The organism is Nonomuraea sp. NPDC059023 (assembly GCF_042740095.1).
In the GTDB taxonomy this organism is placed as follows: domain Bacteria; phylum Actinomycetota; class Actinomycetes; order Streptosporangiales; family Streptosporangiaceae; genus Nonomuraea.
Map to the genome: position 1 here is coordinate 222,794 of NZ_JBHYIO010000013.1, position 20,210 is coordinate 243,003.

Below are 20,210 nucleotides of genomic sequence, written 5' to 3' on the forward strand. Positions count from 1 at the left end.
CCTTCACACTGCGTCCTTGATCGGCCACAGCCTAAATTGCCCCATTGCGGATGGCGAGAAAGTAGCTACACTCCCCATATGATTAAAGCACTTAACTACTTCTGGCCATGGGCGGCCGAGTAGCGCCCGACGGCCTGGACGCACTGGCCCAGGCCGAGCTCGTCCGCACCGGCCAGGTCACCCCGGCCGAACTCCTGGACGACACGATCGACCGCGTCGAGAAGACGAACCCGGCGATCAACGCGGTCGTCACCACGATGTACGACGAGGCCCGCGCCACGCTGGCCGCCCCGCTGCCGGAAGGGCCGTTCACCGGCGTGCCGTTCCTGCTGAAGGACGGCGGCGGCGTGGCCTACGCGGGAGTCCCGATGACCTCCGCCAGCAGGTTCCTGGCCGGCTATGTCCCCGACCGGGACGGCGAGCTCACCCGCAGGTACAAGGCCGCCGGGCTCGTGGTCTGCGGCAAGACCAACCTGCCCGAGTTCGGGCTCCAGCCGACCACCGAACCGGAACTGTTCGGCCCGACCAGGAACCCCTGGAACCCGGACCTGTCGGCCGGCGGCTCCAGCGGCGGCGCCGCCGCGGCGGTCGCGGCCCGCATGGTCACGATGGCCAACGCCAGCGACAGCGGCGGTTCCATCCGGGTGCCCGCCTCGTGCTGCGGCGTGTTCGGCATGAAGCCGACCCGGCTGCGCATCGCCTCCGCACGCCGGCGGGCCGGAGTCTCCATGCGCATCGCGGTGCTGAGCGAACACGCGATCACGCTCAGCGTCCGCGACTGCGCCGCCCTGCTCGACGCCACCGCCGGACCGCTGCCCGGCGACCCCTTCGTCGCACCCCCGCCACCGCGCCCCTACCTGGAGGAGACCAGAACCGACCCCGGCAGGCTGCGGATCGTCTTCACCAGGGAGTCACTCCTCGGCCCCCCGCTCCACCCGGACGCCGTCGCGGCCGTGGAGGACGCGGCCCGCCTGTGCGAGAGCCTCGGCCACCACGTGGAGGAGGGCGCGCCCCGGCTGGGCTCCGATCTCGCCAGGCCGTTCACGACCGTCTCGGCCGGCGGGCTGGCCTGGGACATCGCCCACCTCGAACGCGTCACCGGAAAGAAGGCCCGGCCGGAGGACTTCGAGACGGCCACCTGGGCCATGATCGAACAGGGCCGGTCCGGCTCGACGAGCCTGAGCGCCTACATGGACGCCCTGGCCGAGCTGCAGACCCTGTGCGACGACCTGGCCGCCTTCCAGGCGCCCTATGATCTCTGGCTCACGCCCGCCACCGCCGCACCGGCCCCGCCGCTCGGCGCGTTCGCCACCGGCGGCCTCGCCCTCATGGGCGCCTTCCTGCAGTTCACCACGCTCATCAACATCACCGGCCAGCCGGCCGTGTCGATCCCGCTCTACTGGAACGCCGCCGGGATCCCCCTCGGCGCCCACTTCGTCGCGCCCTACGGCGACGAAGGCATGCTCTTCCGTCTTGCCGCCCAGCTCGAGGCCGCGCGCCCCTGGGCCGCGCGGGCTCCCCACCAAGCCGAGAGGTTCTCATGACGACGTCCACCGACACCCGGCCCAATCCGTACTTCCCCGGCGACCACTGGACCTCGCACGTGTTCATCGCCAACGAGGTGATGGACGACCAGATCAAGCACACGCTCGGCATGATGTTCTTCGGCATGTCCGACCTCGGCGAATGCCTGGAGGCCGCGGGGAAGATCCGGGTCGACGACGAGGAGAGCTGGGTCACGGCCTGGTCCGACGTGGCCTCGCGGCTGCGGCGGCGGGCCGAGGCAGCCGAGCGGAAGGGGCGGCTGGTCAGCGCCGCCGACGCCTACCTGCGGGCCTCGACGTACTGGCGCACCTCGCTGCTGCACTTCAGCTTCCCCGACGACCCCAGGGTCAGGGAGAACGCGGTCGCGGCCTACGCCTGTTACGACCGCTACCTGGAGCTGTCGGACTATCCAGGACAGCTGCTCAAGATCCCCTACCAGGACAGCTTCCTGCCGTCCTACCTCTACCGTTCCCCGCTGGCCAAGGGGCCGGCGCCCCTGCTGATCTTCTTCCAGGGGCGTGACGCCTGGGCGGAGGACACCCGCTGGGTCTACGACAACGCGATCCGCCGGGGTTACCACTGCCTCGCCGTCCAGGGACCGGGGCAGGGCGCGGCGCTGCGCGTGAACAACCTCCACTTCCGCCACGACTGGGAGAACGTCGTCTCCCCCATCGTGGACGTGGCCGAGAAGCTCGACGGCGTCGACCGCGAGCGCATCGGCCTCATGGGGCTGAGCTTCGGCGGCTATCTCGCGCCCCGGGCGGCGGCGTTCGAGTCCCGGCTGAAGGTGTGCGTGGCCAACCCGGGCGTGCTGAAGTGGGGCGCCTCCATCAAGGAGAACCTGCCGGAGGCGATCGGCCAGGCCCTCGCGGAGGGGCCCGGCGCGTTCAACGCCGCGGCGGCCGCCCTCTGTGACGCCTCACCGCTGGCCGAGTGGTTCATCCGCGACGCCTCCTGGAAGCACGGCGTGCAGACGCCGTACGAGCTGTTCAAGGAGCTCGACGCCTGCGACCTGACCGACGTGGCCGGGCAGATCACCTGCCGCACGCTGGTCATGGACGGCACCGAGGAGCGGTTCTCCGCCGGACACGCCGAGCAGCTCTACGACGCGCTGACCTGCCCGAAGGACTTCCTGCTCTTCGACGCGACCTCGACCGCGCAGTTGCACTGCCAGACCGGCGGGACCGCGACGGCGGCCGAGTTCACCTTCGACTGGCTGGACGAGCACCTCTAACGGCGCCCTGAAGGAAGAGGGCGACTCATGACCGCCGCCGATGTGCCGGATCCGTCCGAACCCGTCGTCCTGCCGGACGACCTGCTGCCCGGTGCCGAAGCCACGGAGCCGGGACTGCTCGACACACTCCGCCACGGCGGCTGGTCGATCTGCGCGACCGCCATCCCGCTCGTGGCCCTCGAACAACTCACCCGCGAGGCGACCACCACGCTGGCGCCGGACATCAGGGACTACTTCGGCATCTCCGCCGCCTTCCTCACCGCGATGGCCGGGCTGGCGGGCGTCGCGCTGACGGTCGGTGGAATCCCCATGGCGTGGCTGGCCGACCGGGTCAACCGCAAGCATCTCGTGGTCGCCTCGGCCGTGCTGGGCACGGGCGCGCTGACGCTGGCCGGTCTGGCGCAGGACACCTGGCAACTGCTCGTCGCCTACCTGCTGACCGGCGTCGCCGCCGCGTACTCCAACCCGGTCTTCCTGTCGATGTTGTCCGACGCCTACCCCATCCAGGGGCGCGGCCGGATCCTGTCGCTGCACGCCATGGCCACCCCCCTGGGACAGGCGCTGGGCCCGGCCCTGGCCGGTGGGGTCGCCGGGCTGGTGGGCGGGCCCGAGGCGTGGCGGTGGGCCTACTTCGCGCTGGCCGTGCCGTACGCGCTGGCCGCCCTGGCCGCGGCCGTCTTCCTGAGGGAGCCCGGCCGCGGCCGGGCCGAGCGGCATCTGTTCTCCGGTACGGCCGGCCCGCCGGTGGGGATCATGCAGGCGTTCCGCCAGATGATGCGGGTCAAGACCTTCGTCCACATGTGCGTGGGCATCGGCGTCCTGGGCCTGGCCCTGGCCACGCTCCCGCTCCAGATGTCGATCCTGCTGGGTGACGAGTACGGTTTCGACGCCTCCGCCCGCGGCGTCGTGTTCTCCCTGGCCCAGATCCCGGTCATCGCCGCGATGATCATCACCGGGCACCACTTCGACCGCTCCTACCGGCGCCATCCCGAACGGATCATGCACCTGGCCGGCTTCGCCATGCTCGCCTTCGGGCTGCTCGTCCTCGCCGGTGTCTGGTTCCCCTCGGTCTGGCCCCTGCTCACCTTCTACGTGCTGGCCTGCATGTGCAGCGGCATCGCCCTCACCGCGGTCAACCCGCTGATCGCCTCGGTCACCCCGCCCCGGGTGCGGACCCAGGCGTTCGCGATCCTGCCGGTGTTCACCTTCCTCATGGGCGGCTTCCTCGGGTCCGTCTTCGCCGGGTTCGTCGCCGACTCCTTCGGGCCGCGCATGGCGCTGACGGTGGTCATGCCGATCTCGGCGTTCGCCGCCGGATACGTCTTCCTCCACAGCGCCCGGTTCCTGCGGCCGGACATCGCCGCGGCGCTGACCGAACTCACCAGAAAGGCGTGACAGCATGTTCGACCTGTCAGGCAAGGTCGCCGTGGTCACCGGCGCCAGCTCCGGCATCGGGGCGGAGATCGCCCGCGCGGCGGGCGCGGCGGGCGCCCGCGTGGTCCTGGCCGGCCGCTCCGCGGCCCGGCTGGAGGAGGCCGCGAAGGCGGTGACCGCCGCCGGAGCCGAGGCGGCCACCGTGGCCGTGGACCTGCGCGCCGACGACGCGCCCGCGGCGATCGTCGAGGCGGCGCTGGCCCGGTTCGGCCGGATCGACGTCCTGATCCACTCGGCCGGGATCTACACGCAGGCCTCCCTGGAGGAGACCACCGACGAGGTGTTCGACGACCAGTGGACGATCAACGTGCGGGCGCCCTTCCGGCTCACCCGGGCGGTCCTGCCCCACCTCGGCGACGGCGCCTCGATCATCTTCGTCTCCTCCATGTCAGGACATGTCGGCTCGCCCGGCGACAGCGCGTACTGCGCCTCCAAGGGCGCCGTGGAGCTCATGGTCAAGGCCCTGGCCACGGAGCTGGCGCCCGCCGGGATCCGGGTCAACGCGGTCGCGCCGGGAAACGTGCACACCCCGATCAACCGGGAGCTGATCACCACCGAGGTGGAGCGGGAGATCGTGGCCGCCACCCCCGCCGGGCGCATCGGGCTGGTGCGCGACATCAGCCCGGCGGTCGTGTTCCTGGCCTCCGACGCCGCGGCGTACGTGGTCGGCGCGAGCCTGCCCATCGACGGCGGCTTCATCGCCCAGTAAGAAGGAGTTTGGCATGACCCGTTTCCCCAGTGGCGTCGCATCCGCCGACTGGCACCGCGAACTCGACCGGCTGGAGCTGGTCTCCCGTTTCCCCGAGACCTCGCGCAACCTCTTCGACGAAGGCCCGCACCTGGTCTCGACACCCGATCTGCCCTGGGGAGACGCGGTCCGCGAGGCGTCCGTGGAGGCGTATCGCCGCTTCATCCACGGTGAAACCTGGATCACCGGCGGCGGCGCGCGCGAGATGGAAGCCGAGATCGTGCGATGGATGGGCCGCCTGCTCGGCGCCGCGGAACCGGCCGGTTTCGTGACGTCCGGCGGCTCGGAGTCCAACATGTGCGCCATCCTGACCGCCAGGCAGCTGTCCGGGCGCCGTACCGGAAGCGTCGTCTATCCCGACAACGGCCACTACTCCCTGCCCAAGCTGTGCGCGATGTTCGGCCTCGACCCGGTGCCCGTCCCCGCTCCGCCGGAGGGGCTGCACCTGGTGGACCCCGCCGCCATCGAGGCGGCGATCCGCCCGGACACCGTCGCCCTGATCGCGACCGCCGGCACGTGGGCGTACGGCAGCATCGACCCGATCGAGGCGATGAGCGAGATCGCGCGCAGGCGGGGACTCTACCTCCACGTCGACGGCGCGTTCGGCGGCTACATCCTGCCCTTCCTGGAGCGTTCCGGCTACGACCCCGGCATCCCGCCCTGGGACTTCCGCCTGCCCGGCGTCTGCTCGATCAGCGCCGACCTGCACAAGAACGGCATGGCCCCGCCGCCGGCCGGCACGTTGTTCTTCCGCGACGCCTCCCTGCTCGCCGCGGCGAAGGAGATCTGCCCGCCCAACGGCACGATGTCCGGCACCCGCGGCACCGGGCCCATCGCGGGCGCCTGGACCATGGTCAAGCTCCTGGGCGAGGCCGGGTACACCGCCGTCTCGCTGGCGTCGATGGCCATGCGCGACGAACTGGCCGAAGGCGTGCGCGAGATCGACGGCCTGAGCGTGTATCCCGGCTCGCGGATCAACATGTCGCTCATCCACTCCGCCACCCTCGACCTGCGGCCGGTGGCCGACGAGCTGCGGGCACGCGGGTGGATGTTCGCCGCCCGCGCGGTGCCCGCCCCGGTCGGCATCGTCGTGGTGCCCATGCCGCACAACCATGGGCAGATCCCCCACTTCCTCGACGATCTCCGCGATGCGGTACGGCTGGCCGTACCGCTGACCGGCGACGCGGACGAGGCCGAGCGAGAGAGCGTGTCCAGCTATGGCTTCTGAAGCCTCCCTGCGGGTGTCGGTGGACATCGGCGGGACCTTCACCGATCTGGTGGTGGAACGCGAGGCCCGCCTGCGCCTGTTCAAGTCGCCGACGGTGCCGGACGACCCGGTGCTCGGCATCCTGAACGTCCTGGGCATGGCCGCCGCGGCCGACGGCCTGCCGCTGGAGGCGTTCCTCGGCCGGGTCGAGACGTTCGTGCACGCGACCACCCGCGGCCTGAACGCCGTCCTCACCGGCACCACGGCCCGGACGGCGCTGCTCACCACCGCCGGTCATCCGGACATCCTGCTGCTGCGCGAGGGCGGCAGGCGCGACCCGTTCGACTTCACCACGCCCTTCCCCGAGCCGTACGTCCCCCGCTCGCTCACCTTCGAGGTGGACGAGCGCGTCTCGGCCACCGGCGCGGTCCTGCGCCCGCTGGACGTGGCGGCGCTGGAGCGCACCTGCGACCGGCTGATCGAGGCGGAGGCCGAGGCGGTCGCGGTCTGCCTGCTGTGGGCCACGGTCAACCCCGAGCACGAACGGGCCGTGGGCGAGGTGCTCCGGCGCCGGCTGCCCGGGGTGCCGCACACGCTCTCCCACGCGCTCAACCCGTCCCTGCGCGAGTACCGCCGGGCCTCCTCCGCGGCCATCGACGCCTCGCTCAAGCCGTTGATGAGCGCCTACTTCGACGGGCTCACCGCCCGGCTGCGCGCGGCCGGGCTGACGGGCCGCATTCTGATGGTCACCTCCGCCGGCGGCGTCGCCGACGTGGACGACGCCATCGCCATGCCGATTCTCACGATCAACTCGGGCCCGTCGATGGCGCCGGTGGCCGGGCGCGCCTACGCCTTCACCGACCTGGGCGCGGACGAGGTGATCGTCGCGGACGCGGGCGGCACCACCTACGACGTGACGCTGGTGCGCAAGGGCGAGATCCCCTCGACCCGATCGGCGTGGGTGGGCGCCGAGGGCACCGGGCACATGACCGGCCTGGCGTCCATCGACGTCAAGAGCGTCGGCGCGGGCGGCGGCAGCATCGCCTGGGTGGACTCCGGCGGCCTGCTGCACGTCGGTCCGCGCAGCGCGGGTTCGGTGCCGGGCCCCGCCTGTTACGGGCGCGGCGGCACCGCGGCCACGGTGACCGACGCCGCGCTGGTGCTGGGCTACCTGGACCCGGACTCCTTCTCCAACGGCTCGATGACCCTGGACCCGGCCGCCGCCGTGGCCGCGGTCACCCGGGACGTCGCCGGGCCGCTCGGGCTCGATCCCGTCGGCGCCGCCCGGGCGATCCTGGAGCTGACCACCGAGCAGATGGTCCGCGCCATCGAGGAGATCACCCTGCAGCAGGGCATCGATCCCGGCCGTGCCGTCCTGGTGGGCGGAGGCGGCGCCGCCGGGCTCAACGCGGTCGCGGTGGCCGGCCGCCTGGGCAGCCGCAGCCTGGTCGTCCCCGCGGTGGGCGCCGCCCTCGCCGCGGCGGGCGCGCTCATGTCCGACCTCACCGCGGTGTACTCGGCCACGGTCCCGGCCGTGACCAGCTCCTTCGACACCGGCAAGGTCAACCGCGCGCTCGCCGGCCTGCACGGCCGCTGCCGGGAGTTCGTCGCCAGGATGCCGGGCTCCGGCGCCTCCATCACCCTGTACGCCGAAGCGCGCTACCCGCAGCAGATCTGGGAACTGGAAGTGCCGTTGCGGGTACGCGCCTTCGGGCCCGGCGACGTCGGGGAGTTCGAGACCGACTTCCACGCCATGCACCGGCAGATCCTCGGCATCGCCGACGAGGCCTCGCCGGTGGAGGTGGTGAGCTGGGACGCGAGGGTACGCGTCGCGCTGCCCGGCTCCGGTGGCACGCTGACGACCCGGCTCACCGATCCGCGGCGGCCGTCGGTACGGCGGGCCTTCGTAACCGGTCACGGCATGACCGACGTCCCGGTACGCCCCCTGGCCACGATCGCGCCGGGGGAACGGGTGCCGGGACCGGTGCTCGTCGAGTCGCCGTTCACCACGGTGGTGATCGCCGACACCATCAGCACTGCGGAGCTGGGACCCTCCGGCTCCCTGATCATCAACAGAGGTGACGCCGCATGACCAGTGTGGAAGCGCCCGCGCCGGGCCGTACCGGGGAGCGGCTGGACGGAGCCCGGCTCGCGGTGCTCAGCCACCGCTTCGAGGCCATCGTGCGCCGGATGTCGAACACCCTGGCCCGGTCGGGACGCTCCGGCGTGCTGAACACCGCCAGGGACTTCTCCTGCTGCGTGCTCACCGCCGCCGGCGAGGTGCTGATGACCGGCGACAGCCCGCCCATCCACGTGATGGGCGGCCCCGACCTGCAGGCCCGGTCGATGCTGGAGTTCTATCCCCGGCCCCGGGCGGGTGACGCGTTCCTGCACAACTCGCCCTACCACGGCAACACGCACGCGGCCGACCACTCCATCCTGGTGCCGGTCGTGGACGACGACGGCGTGCACCGCTTCACCGTGCTGGCCAAGGCCCATCAAGCGGACTGCGGCAACTCGGTGCCCACCACCTACATGGCCAGCGCCCGCGACGTGTACGAGGAGGGGGCGCTGATCTTCCCGGTCGTCCGGGTGCAGGACGCGTACGCCGACTGCGCGGACATCCTGCGCATGTGCGAGATGCGCATCCGGGTGCCCGAGCAGTGGCGCGGCGACTACCTCGCGGTCCTGGGCAGCGCCCGCATCGGTGAACGCGCGCTGCTCCAGCTCGCCGGCGAGGTCGGCTGGGACACGCTGACCGGCTTCGCCCGCGACTGGCTCGACTACGGCGAAGCCCGCATGGAGGCGGCGATCCGCGCGCTGCCCGCCGGGGTGGCGACCACCGCGACCCGGCACGATCCCTTCCCCGGCGTGCCCGACGGCGTGCCGATCCAGGCCACGGTCGCCGTCCGGCCGGAGGCGGGAATGATCGAGGTCGATCTGCGCGACAACCCCGACTGCGTGCCGTCCGGCCTGAACCTCAGCGAGGCCGCTTCGCGTACGGCGGCGCTCATCGGCGTGTTCAACAGCATCGACCACACCGTCCCGCACAACCAGGGCAGTTTCCGGCGCGTGCGGGTGGCCCTGCGCGACAACTGTGTCGTCGGCATCCCCCGCCACCCCTTCAGTTGTTCGGTGGCCACCACGAACCTGGCCAACCGGGTGGGCAACATCGTCCAGCGCGCGATGGCCGAGATCGGGGCGGACATGGGGCTGGCGGAGGTCGGCTCCGGCATGTCGCCGTCCGAGGCCGTCGTGTCCGGCACCGACGGGCGTACCGGCGCCCCCTTCGTCAACCAGATCTTCATCGGCCCCAACGGCGGCGCCGGCGGACCGGCCGCCGACGGCTGGCTGACCATGAGCGACCTCGGCAGCGGCGGCACGCTGTTGCTGGACAGCGTGGAGATCGACGAGCTCAAGCAGCCGATCGTCATCCACCGGCGGCAGTTGGCACCCGACACCGAAGGAGCGGGCCGGCATCGCGGCGCCCCGGGCCTGGAGGTCGAGTACGGCCCGCTCGGCGGCACGATCGCGGCCATCTACGCCAACGACGGCTCGATCAACCCGATGATGGGCGCCAGGGGCGGCCTGCCCGGCGCCCCGTCGGCCCAGCTCAAGCGGGAGCGCGACGGGACGCTGCGTCCGGTGGACATCTGCGGCCCGGTCCACGTCGAGGACGGCGAGCGGCTGCTCGCCCGCACGAGCGGGGGTGGCGGGTACGGTCCCCCGCACACCCGCGCGCCGGAGGCGGTGGCCCGCGACGTGCGGGAGGGCTGGATCACGGTGGCGCGGGCCCGCGAGGTCTACCTGGTCGCCCTGGACGCCGGCGGTCACCCGGACCCGGCCGCGACTGCCCGCCTGCGCTCCGCTCAGGTGCCCGTCTAGAGGGTGGAGAGTTCCAGGCGGGGCACGGCGGCCATCAACGCCTGGGTGTAGGGGTGGCGGGGCCGGGTGAACACCTCCTCGGCCTCGCCCTCCTCCACCACCCGGCCGTCCTTCATCACGAGCACGCGGTCGGCGATGGCGGCGACCACGGCCAGGTCGTGGGAGATGAACACGATGGCGGTGCCGTACTCGGCCTGGATGCCGGCGAGCAGATCGAGGACCTGGGCCTGGATGGAGACGTCGAGCGCGGAGACCGGCTCGTCGCAGACCAGCACGTCGGGGCGGGGGCCGAGGGCGCGGGCGATGGCGACGCGCTGGCGCTGACCGCCGGACAGCACGCGGGGACGAAGGGCGGCCGTCTCCGGCGGCAGCCCGACGCGGGCCAGCAGGTCGAGCACCCGCGCGGTCCGCTCCGCCCCGGGCAGGCGCAGCGGTTCGGCGATGAGGCGGCCGACGGTGTGGCGGGGGTCGAAGGAGTCGAGCGGGCTCTGTGAGATGAGCTGGATCCTGGGCCGGAGCGGGCGGCGTTCGCGTTCCCGCAGGTGGGTCCATGGCCGGCCGTGCAGGGTGACGTGGCCGTGATCGGGTTCGAGCAGGGCGAGGGCCAGGCGGGCGAGCGTGGTCTTGCCCGATCCGGACTCGCCCACGACGCCGAGCGTCTCGCCCTTGTGGAGAACGAAGGAGACGTCCTGGACGACGCGGCGGGGGCCGTACGAGCGAGTGAGTCCTGTGCCCGCGAGGGCCTGAACGGACAGGTCGGGGGCGGGGCGGGGCGCCCGGGACGTCGCGGAGGGCACGGCGGCGAGCAGCGCGCGGGTGTAGGCGTGCCTGGGCGCGGCCAGAACTTCCCGCGCGGGCCCCTCCTCCACGATCCGGCCGTCCTTCATGACCAGGATGCGGTCGGCGACGGCGGCGACCACGGCCAGGTCGTGGCTGATGAGCAGCAGCGCGGTGCCGGCGGCCCCGCGCTCGGCGAGCAGGCGCAGGATCTGGGCCTGGATCGTGACGTCGAGCGCGGTGGTGGGCTCGTCGGCGATGATCAATGCGGGGTCGGCGGCGATGGCGGAGGCGATGAGCGCCCGCTGCCGCAGCCCGCCGGAGAGCTGGTGCGGGTACTGCCCGGCCCGGGTCCGCGGTTCCGGCACGCCCACGGCGCCGAGCAGTTCGGCCACCCGCTCCGCGCGGCGGGCCCGGGGCACGACGTCGTGCAGGGCGAGCACCTCGGCGATCTCGGCGCCCACGGTGCGCAGCGGGTCGAGCGAGACCAGCGCGTCCTGGAGGACGAGCCCGGCGAACCCGCCGCGCAGCCGCCGCCAGTCGCCGGGGGTGAAGGCGAGGGCGTCCCGGCCGGAGACGCGGAACGTCGCCGCCCGGACGGCCGAGCCGGGTCCGGCCAGGCCGAGCAGGGTACGCGCGGTGACGCTCTTGCCCGAGCCGGACTCGCCGACGATCGCCACGCGTTCGCCGGGCTCGATCGACAGGGAGATGCCGCGGACGACCTCGGCCGGGCCGAAGCTCACGCGCAGATCCTCCACGGTCACCAGCGAGGTCATGGTGTTCTCCCCTCGAAGCGGCGTTGCGGGCGGCGCCCGACGACGGTCAGGCAGACGACGGTGAGCGTGATCGCCAGGCCCGGGAAGAGCGCCTCCCACCAGGCGACGCGCAGGTAGTTGCGGGCCTCGGAGAGCATCGCGCCCCACTCGGCGGCGGGCGGCTGCGGCCCCATGCCGAGGAAACTGAGCCCGGCGCTCGCGATGACGGCCTGGCCGAGGCCGATCGTGGCGAGCACGGGGATCGGGCCGAGCACGTTGGGCAGCACGTGCCCGGCGATGATCGCCAGGCGGGAACGGCCGGAGGTGACCGCCTGCTCGACATAGCCGGAGTGGCGCACGACGAAGGTCTGGGCGCGGATCACGCGGGCGTAGTTCGGGATCTGCGCGATCGCGATGGCGACGATGACGTTGACGGTGCCGGGGCCGGTGATCGCCACCACCAGGAGGGCGAGCAGCAGTTCGGGCAGCGTGGACAGCACGTCGAACGAGCGGGCCAGCGCCTCGTCGAGCCACTTCGGCGACAGCCCTGCGGCGAGACCGAACAGCATGCCGCAGATGACGGCCAGGGCCGAGGCGGCGAGGCCGATGCTGAGCGAGTGGCGGGCGCCGTGGACGACCCGGGCCAGCACGTCGCGGCCGAGGTGGTCGGTGCCGAACCAGTGGCCGGCGCCGGGCGGGGCCAGCGCGTTCAACGGGTCGGCGGCCAGAGGATCGGCGGAGGTGAGCAGGACCGGCACGGTCACGGCCAGGGCGAGAACGGCGAGAAAAGCCACGGGCACGGATGAGAGCTTGGGCACGCCTCAGCCCCGTATCCGGGGGTCGATGACGCGGTAGGCCAGGTCGAGCAGCGTGCTGATGGTGACGTACACGACGGCCGACAGCAGCACGACGGCCATCACGACCGGCATGTCCCGGCCGGTCACCGCCTGCATCGCCACCTGGCCGAGCCCGGGACGCCCGAACAGCACCTCGGTGATCACCGCGCCGCCCAGCAGCGTCCCGGTGAACCACCCGGCCAGCGTCAGGGCGGGGATCAGCGCGTGCCGCAGGGCGTGCCGGGCGACCAGCGCGCGCTCGGTGAGCCCGCGCGCCCGCGCGGTCACCGCGAACGGCTGCTCCAGCGCCCGCTCCAGCCCGCCGCGCAGCACCTGCCCGAGCACGCCCGCGACCGGCAGCCCCAGCGCGAGCGCGGGCAGCACCAGCGCCTGCGGCCCCTGCGCCCCGGAGACGGGGAACCAGCCGAGCGTGAACGAGAACACCGACAGCAGCACGATCCCGATGAGGAACGGCGGCACCGACACCGACACCAGTTCGGCGGCCGAGGCGGCGCCGCGCAGCCACCTGCCCCTGCCCGCCGTGACTATCGCGATGATCCCGGCCAGCGCCACCCCGGTCCCGGCGGCGGCCAGCGTGAGCTGCGCGGTCGGCCCGACCTGCGTGGCGAGGATCTCGCCGACGCCGCGCTGCGACTGGTACGAGCGGCCGAGGTCGCCGTGCAGCAGCCGCCACAGGTAGGCCAGGTACTGGACGAACTCGGGCCGGTCGAGCCCCCACTCGGTGATGATCCTCGTTCTGATCTCCGGTGTGTCGGGGCCGTCGCCGACGAGGATGTCGACGGTGTCGCCGGGAGCGAGCAGGAGCGCGACGTACGAGGCGGTGGCGGCGGCCCAGAGCACGGCCAGCCCGGTGCCCAGCCGCTTGATCATGTGCCGATCCGCACGTCGTACGCGCCGGCCGGGGTGCCGCTCGCGGGGTCGAAGCCGAGCCCCTGCACGCTCCTACTCGCGGCGATCTGGTCGGCGGGGACGTAGAGCGGGAAGACGATGGCGTTGTCCACGACGGCCGCCCGCTGGACCCGCGCGTACAGCTTCCCGCGTTCGGCCTGGTCATGGGTGGCGGAGGCGGCCTTGAGCCAGGCGTCAACCCGCGGGTCGGCGAAGCGGGTGCGGTTGATGGCGGCCTTCTCCGGCAGGATGAGGTTGAGCGCGGCGCCCGCGTCGGAGTCGCCGCGGGAGTTGCCGAACAGCTCGTACGCGCTCTCCTCCAGGGCCTTCTGCGCGCTACCCTGGTCCAGGATCCTGACCTGGAAGTCGATGCCGGCGTTCTGCTTGACCTGGGCCTGGACGGCCTGGGCGAGGATGTCGCGGCGGTCGCGGACGAACGGCGCCGAGGCGACCTCGCCTACCGTGAGCCGCCTGCCGTTCTTGACCCGGTAGCCTTCGGCGTCGCGTTGTTTCCATCCGGCCGCGTCGAGCAGGGCGTTGGCTTTGGCGACGTCGCCGCCGTACCGGTTCTCGAGGGTGGCGTCGTAGAAGGGGCTCTTCGCGCCGACGATGCTCCACGCTCTGGTGGCGGTGCCCTGGTAGACGGACTGCAGCACGGCGTCCACGTTCACGGCTTCGCGGAACGCCTCGCGTACGCGCTTGTCGTCGAAGGGGGCGTGGGAGGTGTTGAAGTAGTAGGAGTAGGCGGTGCCGGAGTTCAGCGAGGTCAGCAGGGCCAGGTCCGGGTCCTTCTTGATCAGGGCCACCTCCGTGGCGGGGACGCCCTCGATGACCTGCACCTGTCCGGAGCTGAGCGCGCCGATCCGGACGGCGGCCTCGGGCAGGAACCGGTAGGTGATGGCGGAAAGGTGGGCGGGGCCCCGGTGGGCCGCCCCCGCGGGCGGCCAGTTGTAGGCGGGGTTGCGGCGGTAGTGGATCTCCTGTCCCTGGACGTACCTGTCGAGGATGAACGGTCCGGTTCCGACCAGGTCGAGTCCGCCGAACTTGAGATCTTTGGCGCTCTTGAGCGCCTTCGGCGAGACCTGCCCCGCGTAGGGCGAGGCGAGGAAGTCCAGGAACAGCGCGTCGGCCTCCTTGAGGGTGATCTTCACCTGGTACGGCGCCGCGACCTCCGCCCGGTCGAAGGCCTTGAGCTGGATCGCGGCCACCGCCGGGTTGTAGCCCGGCACGAGGAACTGGTCGAGGTTGGCCTTGACGGCGGCGGCGTCGAACCTCGTGCCGTCGTGGAACGTGACGTCCCGGCGCAGGTCGAGCGTGTAGGTCAGCTCGTCGTCCGAGATCTTCCACGAGGTGGCGAGCCACGGCCGGAAGGAGCCGTCCCCGGCCTTGGACAGCAGCGCGTCGAACTGGTTGAACACGAGCGGCCTGACCTTGTTCTGCGCCCACAACTGCGGGTTCAGGGTGATCGGCTGCGTCTCGATGGCCCACGTCAGCGTGGTGGCCGGGGCGGACTCCGCGGGCTGGGCACCGCACGCGGCGAGGCCCAGAAGGAGGACGGGGATCAGGCGCTTCACGGGCGGTTCCAGGCGTCGGCGAGCAGCTCGTAGGAGATTGCCCGGTCTTCGTGGCGGTGGGTGATGGTGGTGATGAGCAGTTCGTCGGCCCCGGTCACCCGGCGCAACACGCGCAGCCCCTCCGCCACCTGGTCCGGCGGGCCGACGAACCGCGTGTCGAGGCGGTCCTTGACCAGCTCCCGGTCGGCGTCGGTCCAGACGTGGGCGTCGGCCTCCTCGGGAGTCGGGTACGGCATCGCGCCCGCGCCGGTCCTGATGCTGCGGACCCACAGGTCGTACCCCTTGGCCACCTCGCGGGCCGTGGACTCGTCGGCGGCGGCGAGCACGTCCGCCGAGACGATCACGTACGGCTCGGCCAGCGCGCCCGACGGTTTGAACGCCGCCCGGTACGCCTCGACGGCATCCAGCACGCCGGACGGGCTGACGTGGTAGTTGGCGGCGAACGGCAGCCCCCGCTCCCCCGCGACCTGGGCGCTCTGCCCGCCGCTGCTGCCGAGGATCCAGACCTGCGCGCCGGCCCCCTCACCGGGGACGGCGGGCGCCTCGTGGGTGCCGTCGAGGAAGGCGAGCACGTCGTCGATCTGGCCGGCGAAGCCGGGCGTCCGGGCGCCGGGCTGCTGAAGCAGGGTGGCGTAATGGACGAGATGGGGGTGCCCGGCCAGCCGCGAGAAGTCGAACGGCGGCGGGATGAGCAGCCCGTCCACGACGCGGGCGTCCTTCTTCTCGAAGGCCGGCGCCTTGGCGAGCTCGGCGCGGCGCTGCCCCGAGCGGCCTATCCCCAGGTCGACGCGGCCCGGATACAGGGCGTCGATGAGCCCGAACTGCTCGACCACGGACAGCGGCGTCTGGTGCCCGAGCTGCACGGCGCCCGATCCGACCCGGATCGTGGAGGTGGCCGCCGCCACGAGGGCGATGAGCACGGCCGGGGCGGAGGAGGCGACGCCGGGCGCGAAGTGGTGCTCGGCGAGCCAGTAGCGGCGGTAGCCGAGCTCCTCGGCCCGCCGGGCGAGGTCGAGGGTGTTGCGCAGCGCTTCGGCGGCGGTCCGCCCCGAGCTGATCGGGGCGAGGTCGAGAATGGACAGGGTCACGACACGCCTCCGGGGAACGGCCGGCTGGGGATCTCCGCGCGCAGCACGGGCGCGATCTCGGTCTGGAACAGCTCCAGCGCCTTCCGGTGCTGACCAGGTGTGAGCCCGCCGGCGTCGGCCTGCAGGTGCATGACCTCGTGCCCGAACCGCTTGTGGTAGCGCAGCACCTTGTCGATGATCTGCCGCGGGCTGCCGACCAGGATCGAGCCGCGCTCGATGGCGTCCTCCAGCGTCGGGAAGACGATGGGCAGCCCGGCTTCGCGCTGGAACGCCACGCGGGCGTCGTAGATCGGCCGGTACGTCGCGATCGCCTCCTGGGAGGTGGGGGCGGTGTAGAAGCCCGCGCTCCCGGCTCCGACCAGCGCGTCCGCGGGATCGTGCCCGTAGTGCGCCCAGCGCCGCCGGTAGTGGTCGATCAAGTCGGCATAGGGATCGATGGGGTTGCTGACGTTGGCGGAGAACAACGGGTCGCCGTAGCGGGCGGCCAGGTCCACCGACCCCTTGCTGGTGGCGCTGCCGTGCCAGACCCGGATCGGCCGTTGCAGCGGCCGCGGCCAGGTCTCGGCCTCGGTGAGCGACGGCCGGAACGCGCCCGCCCAGGTGACCTTGTCCTCGCGCCACAGGCGGCGGAACAGCTCGTACGCCTCCCTGTTGCGCTCCCACTGGTCCTCGGCCGTTACGTGGAAGAGCCTGGCCTGCGCGGCCCCGTTGCCCTTGCCGATGATCAGCTCCAGCCGGCCTTCCGACAGGTGGTCCAGGGTGGCGTAGTCCTCGTACGCCCGGACCGGGTCCAGCAGGCTCAGCGTGGTGACCGCAGTGAACAGCCGGATCCTGGACGTCCTGGCCGCGATGTGGCTGAGCACCACCGGCGGCGAGGAGGAGAGGAACGGCCACTCGTGCCGCTCCCCCACGCCGAACCCGTCGAAGCCGAGCTCCTCGGCCAGCACCGCGTTCCCGACGACCTCACGGAACCGCTCGGTGGGCGATCGATCGTCGTGGTGGGGGATCAACGTGATGAGCAGGAACTTCATGTCACCTCCGCGTAGCGGCTGAGCGGGCGCGGCAGACCGAGCAACCCGCGCAGCGTGGCGGCCTCGTACGCGTGCCGGAACACCCCGCGCCCGCGCAACTCGGCCGTCAGCCCGCGGGCGATCTGTTCCAGGTCGTACGGCAGCGCGCCGGGCCGCAGCCGGAATCCCTGGATCCCGGCCCGGCGCCACTCCAGCAGCAGGCCGGCGAGTTCGGTCACGGTCCCGGCGAAAATCGCGGCATCGGAGACGAGCTCGGCCCCGTCCCGTTCGTCCAGGCGCGCCTTGCGCCGGACCGCGTCCTCGCCGAGGAACACGACCAGGTCGGCGAAGATCTTCAGCTCGCCGGACAGCCCGCCGACCTCCTCGACGATGGCGCGGGCATGGTCGGCGGAGTGCGGGGTGACGTAGACGACGTCGGCGCCGGCCGCGGCGAACTCGTACGGCAGCCGCGCATGGGCGAGCGCGGTCACCACCGGCTGCCCCTGCGGCGGCCTGGGCGTGATGGACGGCCCCTTGACCGAGAAGTACCGCCCGGCGAAGTCGATGTAGTGGAGCTTGTCCCGGTCGATGAAACGGCCGGTGGCAACGTCGCGGATCTCGGCGTCGTCCTCCCAGCTGTCCCAGAGCCGCCTGGCCACCTCGACCGCGTCCGTGGCCTCGGCGAACAGTTCGCGTACCTGCGGATCAGCTTCGTGAGCCAGTGGCTTCAGCGGCTGGACCTCCTTGCGGCCGAAGTGCCGCGCCTCCGAGGCGCGCGGCGAGATCTGCGCCCGCCACCCCGCCCGGCCGCCGCTGACGTGGTCGAGCGTGGCGATGCCGATGGCCACGTGGAACGGCTCGGTGTGGGTGACGGTCGCGGTCGGCACCAGCCCGATCCGGCTGGTGACCGGCGCCAGCCGGGCCGCGAGCAGCACGGCGTCGAACCGTCCCCGCACCTGGTCGGCACGGTCGTCGTCGCCGTCGGGAAGGGTGGACTGCAGTCCCAGGGCATCCTCGATGGTCACGAAGTCGAGCAGGCCGCGCTCGGCCTCGGCCACGAGCCCGGCCCAGCGGCGGACGGAGAAGAGATCCGGCGGTGCTTCGCGCCAGGCGGCGGGGTGCCACCCCGCGCCGTCCAGCGCCACGGCCAGGTGCAGCGTCATACCAGCCCCAGGTGTTCTCGGAGGGTGGCGCCGGTGTAGTCGGCGCGGAAGGCGCCGCGCTCCTGCAGCAGCGGCACCACCCGGTCCACGAACTCGTCCAGCCCGCCGGGCGTCAGGTGCGGGACGAGGATGAAGCCGTCGGCGGCCTTCGCCCGCACGTGCTCGTCGATCCGCCGGGCCACGCTCTCCGGGGTGCCGATGAACGTCTGCCGCCCGGTCACCTCGATGACCAGTTCGCGGATCGACAGTCCCTTCTCCTCGGCCAGCGCCCGCCACTTGGCGGCGACGGCGGGGCGGTCCTTGAGCGGCACCCGGCCCTGGGAGACGCCCTCGGACAGGTCCGGCTCGATGTCCGGCAGCGGGCCTTCCGCGTCGTAGGCGGACATGTCACGACCCCATACCTGCTCCAGGAACGCCGTCGCGGTCTGCGGGCCGACCTGCTGACGGCGGATCGCGGCCGCGTTCCCGGCCGCCTCCGCCTCGGTGTCGCCCAGCGCGAACGTCACGCCTGGCATGATCTTGAGCTGGTGCGGCTCGCGGCCGTACCTGGCCAGGCGGCGTTTGACGTCGGCGTAGAAGCGTTTGCCGTCCTCCAGGCCGCCGTGCGGCGTGAAGATCACGTCGGCGTGCGCGGCGGCGAACTCGCGGCCCTCGTCGGAGTCGCCCGCCTGGATGACGACCGGGTGCCCCTGCGGGCTGCGGGGCGTGGTGAACCGGCCTTCGACGCAGAAGTGGGCGCCGCTGTGCTCGACCGTCCCGATGCCGCCTTCGCCGACGAACCGGCCCGTGTCCGGGTCCGCCACGACCGCGTCCGGCCTCCAGGAGTCCCACAGCTCGCGCGACAGCCGCAGGAACTCCGCGGCCCGCTCGTAGCGCTGGGAACGGTCGAGGAAGCCGCCGCGGCGGAAGTTCTCGCCGGTGAACGCGTCGGAGGTGGTCACCACGTTCCACGCGGCCCGGCCCTCGCTCAGATGGTCGAGCGTGGACAGGCGCCTGGCCAGCTCGTACGGCTCGTTGAAGGTGGCGTTCACGGTCCCGGCCAGGCCGAGGCGGTCGGTGACCGCGGCCAGGGCGCTGAGCACGGTGAGCGCCTCCGGGCGGCCCACCACGTCGAGGTCGTGGATGCGCCCCTTGAGCTCGCGCAGCCGTAGCCCTTCGGCGAGGAAGAAGAAGTCGAGCTTGCCGCGCTCGGCCGTCCTGGCCAGGTGGGCGAACGAGGCGAAGTCGATCTGGCTGCCGGAGCGGGGGTCGGCCCAGACGGTGGTGTTGTTCACGCCGGGGAAGTGGGCCGCCAGATGGATCTGGGTGCGCGTCATCGACCGTGCCCGTGCGGGGCTTGCTGGCGGAGGTGGTGGCCGGCGGGGCTCGCGTACGCCCGCGGCTGCGTGGATGTGGACACAAGCTGCTCCGGGTTCAGGAGTCGGGGTGGGCCAGGAAGCGGCCGAAGCGGCCCTGGTGGTAGAGGAGCGGGCGGCCGGTGTGCCGCACGTGGGTGTCGGCGACCAGCCCGACCACCAGGACGTGGTCGCCGACCTCGGCTCGCTCGTAGGGCAGGCAGATCAGATGCGCGCAGACGTCCCGCAGGAGAGGGGCGCCCAGCGGTCCCGGCCGCCAGCGGGTGGGCGCGGCGAACCGGTCGATGTTCTTGCGGGCGAAGCGGGCTGCCAGCTCGGCCTGGTCGCTGGCCAGGATGTTGACCGCGAAGTGGTCGGCGGCGCCCAGCCGGGGCCAGGTGGTGGAGGAACGGTCCACGTAGAAGGAGACCAGGGGTGGTTCGAGGCTGACGGAGGAGAAGGACGTGGCGGTGAGGCCGACGGGCAGGCCGTCGCTCTGGGCGGTGATGACCACGACGCCGCTGGCGTGCACGGCCAGCGCCTGCCTGAACTGGTCGGCGGCGATGGACCGGTCGGGCAGCGTGTCGGTCATGCGGGCGAGCCCGTTCTGTCGGGGTGACCGGATGTCGGCGTTGGCTTGATCACGAGGGGTTCCTCACGAGAGTGGGCATGCTCGCGCGGGGGGACGCGGAGAAGGAGGAGTCGTCGGTG

Annotated in this window: 16 protein-coding genes; 7 read left to right on the forward strand and 9 right to left on the reverse strand. The window is 72.4% G+C overall.

What is annotated here, in order from left to right:
* Window positions 1-107: 107 nt before the first annotated feature.
* Genes ACFWYW_RS23580 through ACFWYW_RS23610 form a run of 7 tightly spaced genes read left to right on the forward strand, consistent with a single transcriptional unit; the run spans window position 108 to window position 10,053 of the window.
* Window positions 108-1,544: an amidase gene (locus tag ACFWYW_RS23580; RefSeq protein WP_379612666.1), complete on the forward strand. Its 1,437-nt coding sequence runs from the start codon at window positions 108-110 to the stop codon at window positions 1,542-1,544.
* A complete protein-coding gene (locus tag ACFWYW_RS23585) occupies window positions 1,541-2,779 on the forward strand; it encodes an alpha/beta hydrolase family protein (RefSeq protein WP_379612667.1) in 1,239 nt (412 codons plus the stop codon). The genes ACFWYW_RS23580 and ACFWYW_RS23585 overlap by 4 nt, the downstream gene beginning before the upstream one ends.
* 27 nt (window positions 2,780-2,806) lie before the next feature.
* On the forward strand, window positions 2,807-4,174 hold the full coding sequence (locus tag ACFWYW_RS23590; protein WP_379612668.1) for an MFS transporter: 1,368 nt from the start codon (window positions 2,807-2,809) through the stop codon (window positions 4,172-4,174).
* Window positions 4,175-4,178: 4 nt separating this feature from the next.
* Window positions 4,179-4,922, forward strand: coding sequence for an SDR family NAD(P)-dependent oxidoreductase (locus ACFWYW_RS23595; protein ID WP_379612669.1), 744 nt, complete (start codon window positions 4,179-4,181; stop codon window positions 4,920-4,922).
* A 13-nt stretch (window positions 4,923-4,935) separates the two neighbouring features.
* Window positions 4,936-6,189 carry an aminotransferase class V-fold PLP-dependent enzyme gene (locus ACFWYW_RS23600; protein ID WP_379612670.1) on the forward strand — a complete coding sequence of 418 codons (1,254 nt, stop codon included), beginning with the start codon at window positions 4,936-4,938 and terminating at the stop codon, window positions 6,187-6,189.
* Window positions 6,179-8,260, forward strand: a complete 2,082-nt coding sequence (locus ACFWYW_RS23605; RefSeq protein ID WP_379612671.1) for a hydantoinase/oxoprolinase family protein — start codon at window positions 6,179-6,181, stop codon at window positions 8,258-8,260. The genes ACFWYW_RS23600 and ACFWYW_RS23605 overlap by 11 nt, the downstream gene beginning before the upstream one ends.
* Window positions 8,257-10,053 carry a hydantoinase B/oxoprolinase family protein gene (locus ACFWYW_RS23610; protein WP_379612672.1) on the forward strand — a complete coding sequence of 599 codons (1,797 nt, stop codon included), beginning with the start codon at window positions 8,257-8,259 and terminating at the stop codon, window positions 10,051-10,053. Before ACFWYW_RS23605 ends, ACFWYW_RS23610 begins: the two co-directional genes overlap by 4 nt.
* On the opposite strand, the gene ACFWYW_RS23615 is transcribed toward ACFWYW_RS23610, so the two are convergent.
* The 9 genes from ACFWYW_RS23615 to ACFWYW_RS23655 all read right to left on the reverse strand — a co-directional run bounded on the left by ACFWYW_RS23615 (window position 10,050) and on the right by ACFWYW_RS23655 (window position 20,091).
* Window positions 10,050-11,606 carry a dipeptide ABC transporter ATP-binding protein gene (locus ACFWYW_RS23615; RefSeq protein WP_379612673.1) on the reverse strand — a complete coding sequence of 519 codons (1,557 nt, stop codon included), beginning with the start codon at window positions 11,604-11,606 and terminating at the stop codon, window positions 10,050-10,052. The genes ACFWYW_RS23610 and ACFWYW_RS23615 overlap by 4 nt on opposite strands.
* Window positions 11,603-12,385 (reverse strand): ABC transporter permease, encoded by a 783-nt coding sequence (locus ACFWYW_RS23620; protein WP_379641061.1) that lies wholly within the window; start codon window positions 12,383-12,385, stop codon window positions 11,603-11,605. The genes ACFWYW_RS23615 and ACFWYW_RS23620 overlap by 4 nt, the downstream gene beginning before the upstream one ends.
* Before the next feature lie 21 nt (window positions 12,386-12,406).
* Entirely contained in the window at window positions 12,407-13,312 is a 906-nt protein-coding gene (locus ACFWYW_RS23625) for an ABC transporter permease (RefSeq protein ID WP_379612675.1), read from the reverse strand.
* The gene (locus ACFWYW_RS23630; RefSeq protein ID WP_379612676.1) at window positions 13,309-14,904 is read right to left on the reverse strand and encodes an ABC transporter substrate-binding protein; all 1,596 of its coding nucleotides are present in this window, start codon (window positions 14,902-14,904) and stop codon (window positions 13,309-13,311) included. The genes ACFWYW_RS23625 and ACFWYW_RS23630 overlap by 4 nt, the downstream gene beginning before the upstream one ends.
* Window positions 14,901-15,992: an MsnO8 family LLM class oxidoreductase gene (locus tag ACFWYW_RS23635; protein ID WP_379612677.1), complete on the reverse strand. Its 1,092-nt coding sequence runs from the start codon at window positions 15,990-15,992 to the stop codon at window positions 14,901-14,903. Before ACFWYW_RS23635 ends, ACFWYW_RS23630 begins: the two co-directional genes overlap by 4 nt.
* The gene (locus ACFWYW_RS23640) at window positions 15,989-17,023 is read right to left on the reverse strand and encodes an LLM class flavin-dependent oxidoreductase (protein WP_379612678.1); all 1,035 of its coding nucleotides are present in this window, start codon (window positions 17,021-17,023) and stop codon (window positions 15,989-15,991) included. The genes ACFWYW_RS23635 and ACFWYW_RS23640 overlap by 4 nt, the downstream gene beginning before the upstream one ends.
* Window positions 17,020-18,165: an LLM class flavin-dependent oxidoreductase gene (locus ACFWYW_RS23645; RefSeq protein WP_379612679.1), complete on the reverse strand. Its 1,146-nt coding sequence runs from the start codon at window positions 18,163-18,165 to the stop codon at window positions 17,020-17,022. Before ACFWYW_RS23645 ends, ACFWYW_RS23640 begins: the two co-directional genes overlap by 4 nt.
* A complete protein-coding gene (locus tag ACFWYW_RS23650; protein ID WP_379612680.1) occupies window positions 18,162-19,481 on the reverse strand; it encodes an NtaA/DmoA family FMN-dependent monooxygenase in 1,320 nt (439 codons plus the stop codon). Before ACFWYW_RS23650 ends, ACFWYW_RS23645 begins: the two co-directional genes overlap by 4 nt.
* Before the next feature lie 97 nt (window positions 19,482-19,578).
* On the reverse strand, window positions 19,579-20,091 hold the full coding sequence (locus ACFWYW_RS23655) for a flavin reductase family protein (protein ID WP_379612681.1): 513 nt from the start codon (window positions 20,089-20,091) through the stop codon (window positions 19,579-19,581).
* Window positions 20,092-20,210 lie beyond the last annotated feature (119 nt).

Bases quoted from the DNA above. Each gene is read 5' to 3' on its own strand.
- ACFWYW_RS23580 (WP_379612666.1), top strand. From the start codon at position 108: ATGGGCGGCCGAGTAGCGCCCGACGGCCTGGACGCACTGGCCCAGGCC.
- ACFWYW_RS23585 (WP_379612667.1), top strand. From the start codon at position 1,541: ATGACGACGTCCACCGACACCCGGCCCAATCCGTACTTCCCCGGCGAC.
- ACFWYW_RS23590 (WP_379612668.1), top strand. From the start codon at position 2,807: ATGACCGCCGCCGATGTGCCGGATCCGTCCGAACCCGTCGTCCTGCCG.
- ACFWYW_RS23595 (WP_379612669.1), top strand. From the start codon at position 4,179: ATGTTCGACCTGTCAGGCAAGGTCGCCGTGGTCACCGGCGCCAGCTCC.
- ACFWYW_RS23600 (WP_379612670.1), top strand. From the start codon at position 4,936: ATGACCCGTTTCCCCAGTGGCGTCGCATCCGCCGACTGGCACCGCGAA.
- ACFWYW_RS23605 (WP_379612671.1), top strand. From the start codon at position 6,179: ATGGCTTCTGAAGCCTCCCTGCGGGTGTCGGTGGACATCGGCGGGACC.
- ACFWYW_RS23610 (WP_379612672.1), top strand. From the start codon at position 8,257: ATGACCAGTGTGGAAGCGCCCGCGCCGGGCCGTACCGGGGAGCGGCTG.
- ACFWYW_RS23615 (WP_379612673.1), bottom strand. From the start codon at position 11,606: ATGACCTCGCTGGTGACCGTGGAGGATCTGCGCGTGAGCTTCGGCCCG.
- ACFWYW_RS23625 (WP_379612675.1), bottom strand. From the start codon at position 13,312: ATGATCAAGCGGCTGGGCACCGGGCTGGCCGTGCTCTGGGCCGCCGCC.
- ACFWYW_RS23640 (WP_379612678.1), bottom strand. From the start codon at position 17,023: ATGAAGTTCCTGCTCATCACGTTGATCCCCCACCACGACGATCGATCG.
- ACFWYW_RS23645 (WP_379612679.1), bottom strand. From the start codon at position 18,165: ATGACGCTGCACCTGGCCGTGGCGCTGGACGGCGCGGGGTGGCACCCC.
- ACFWYW_RS23650 (WP_379612680.1), bottom strand. From the start codon at position 19,481: ATGACGCGCACCCAGATCCATCTGGCGGCCCACTTCCCCGGCGTGAAC.
- ACFWYW_RS23655 (WP_379612681.1), bottom strand. From the start codon at position 20,091: ATGACCGACACGCTGCCCGACCGGTCCATCGCCGCCGACCAGTTCAGG.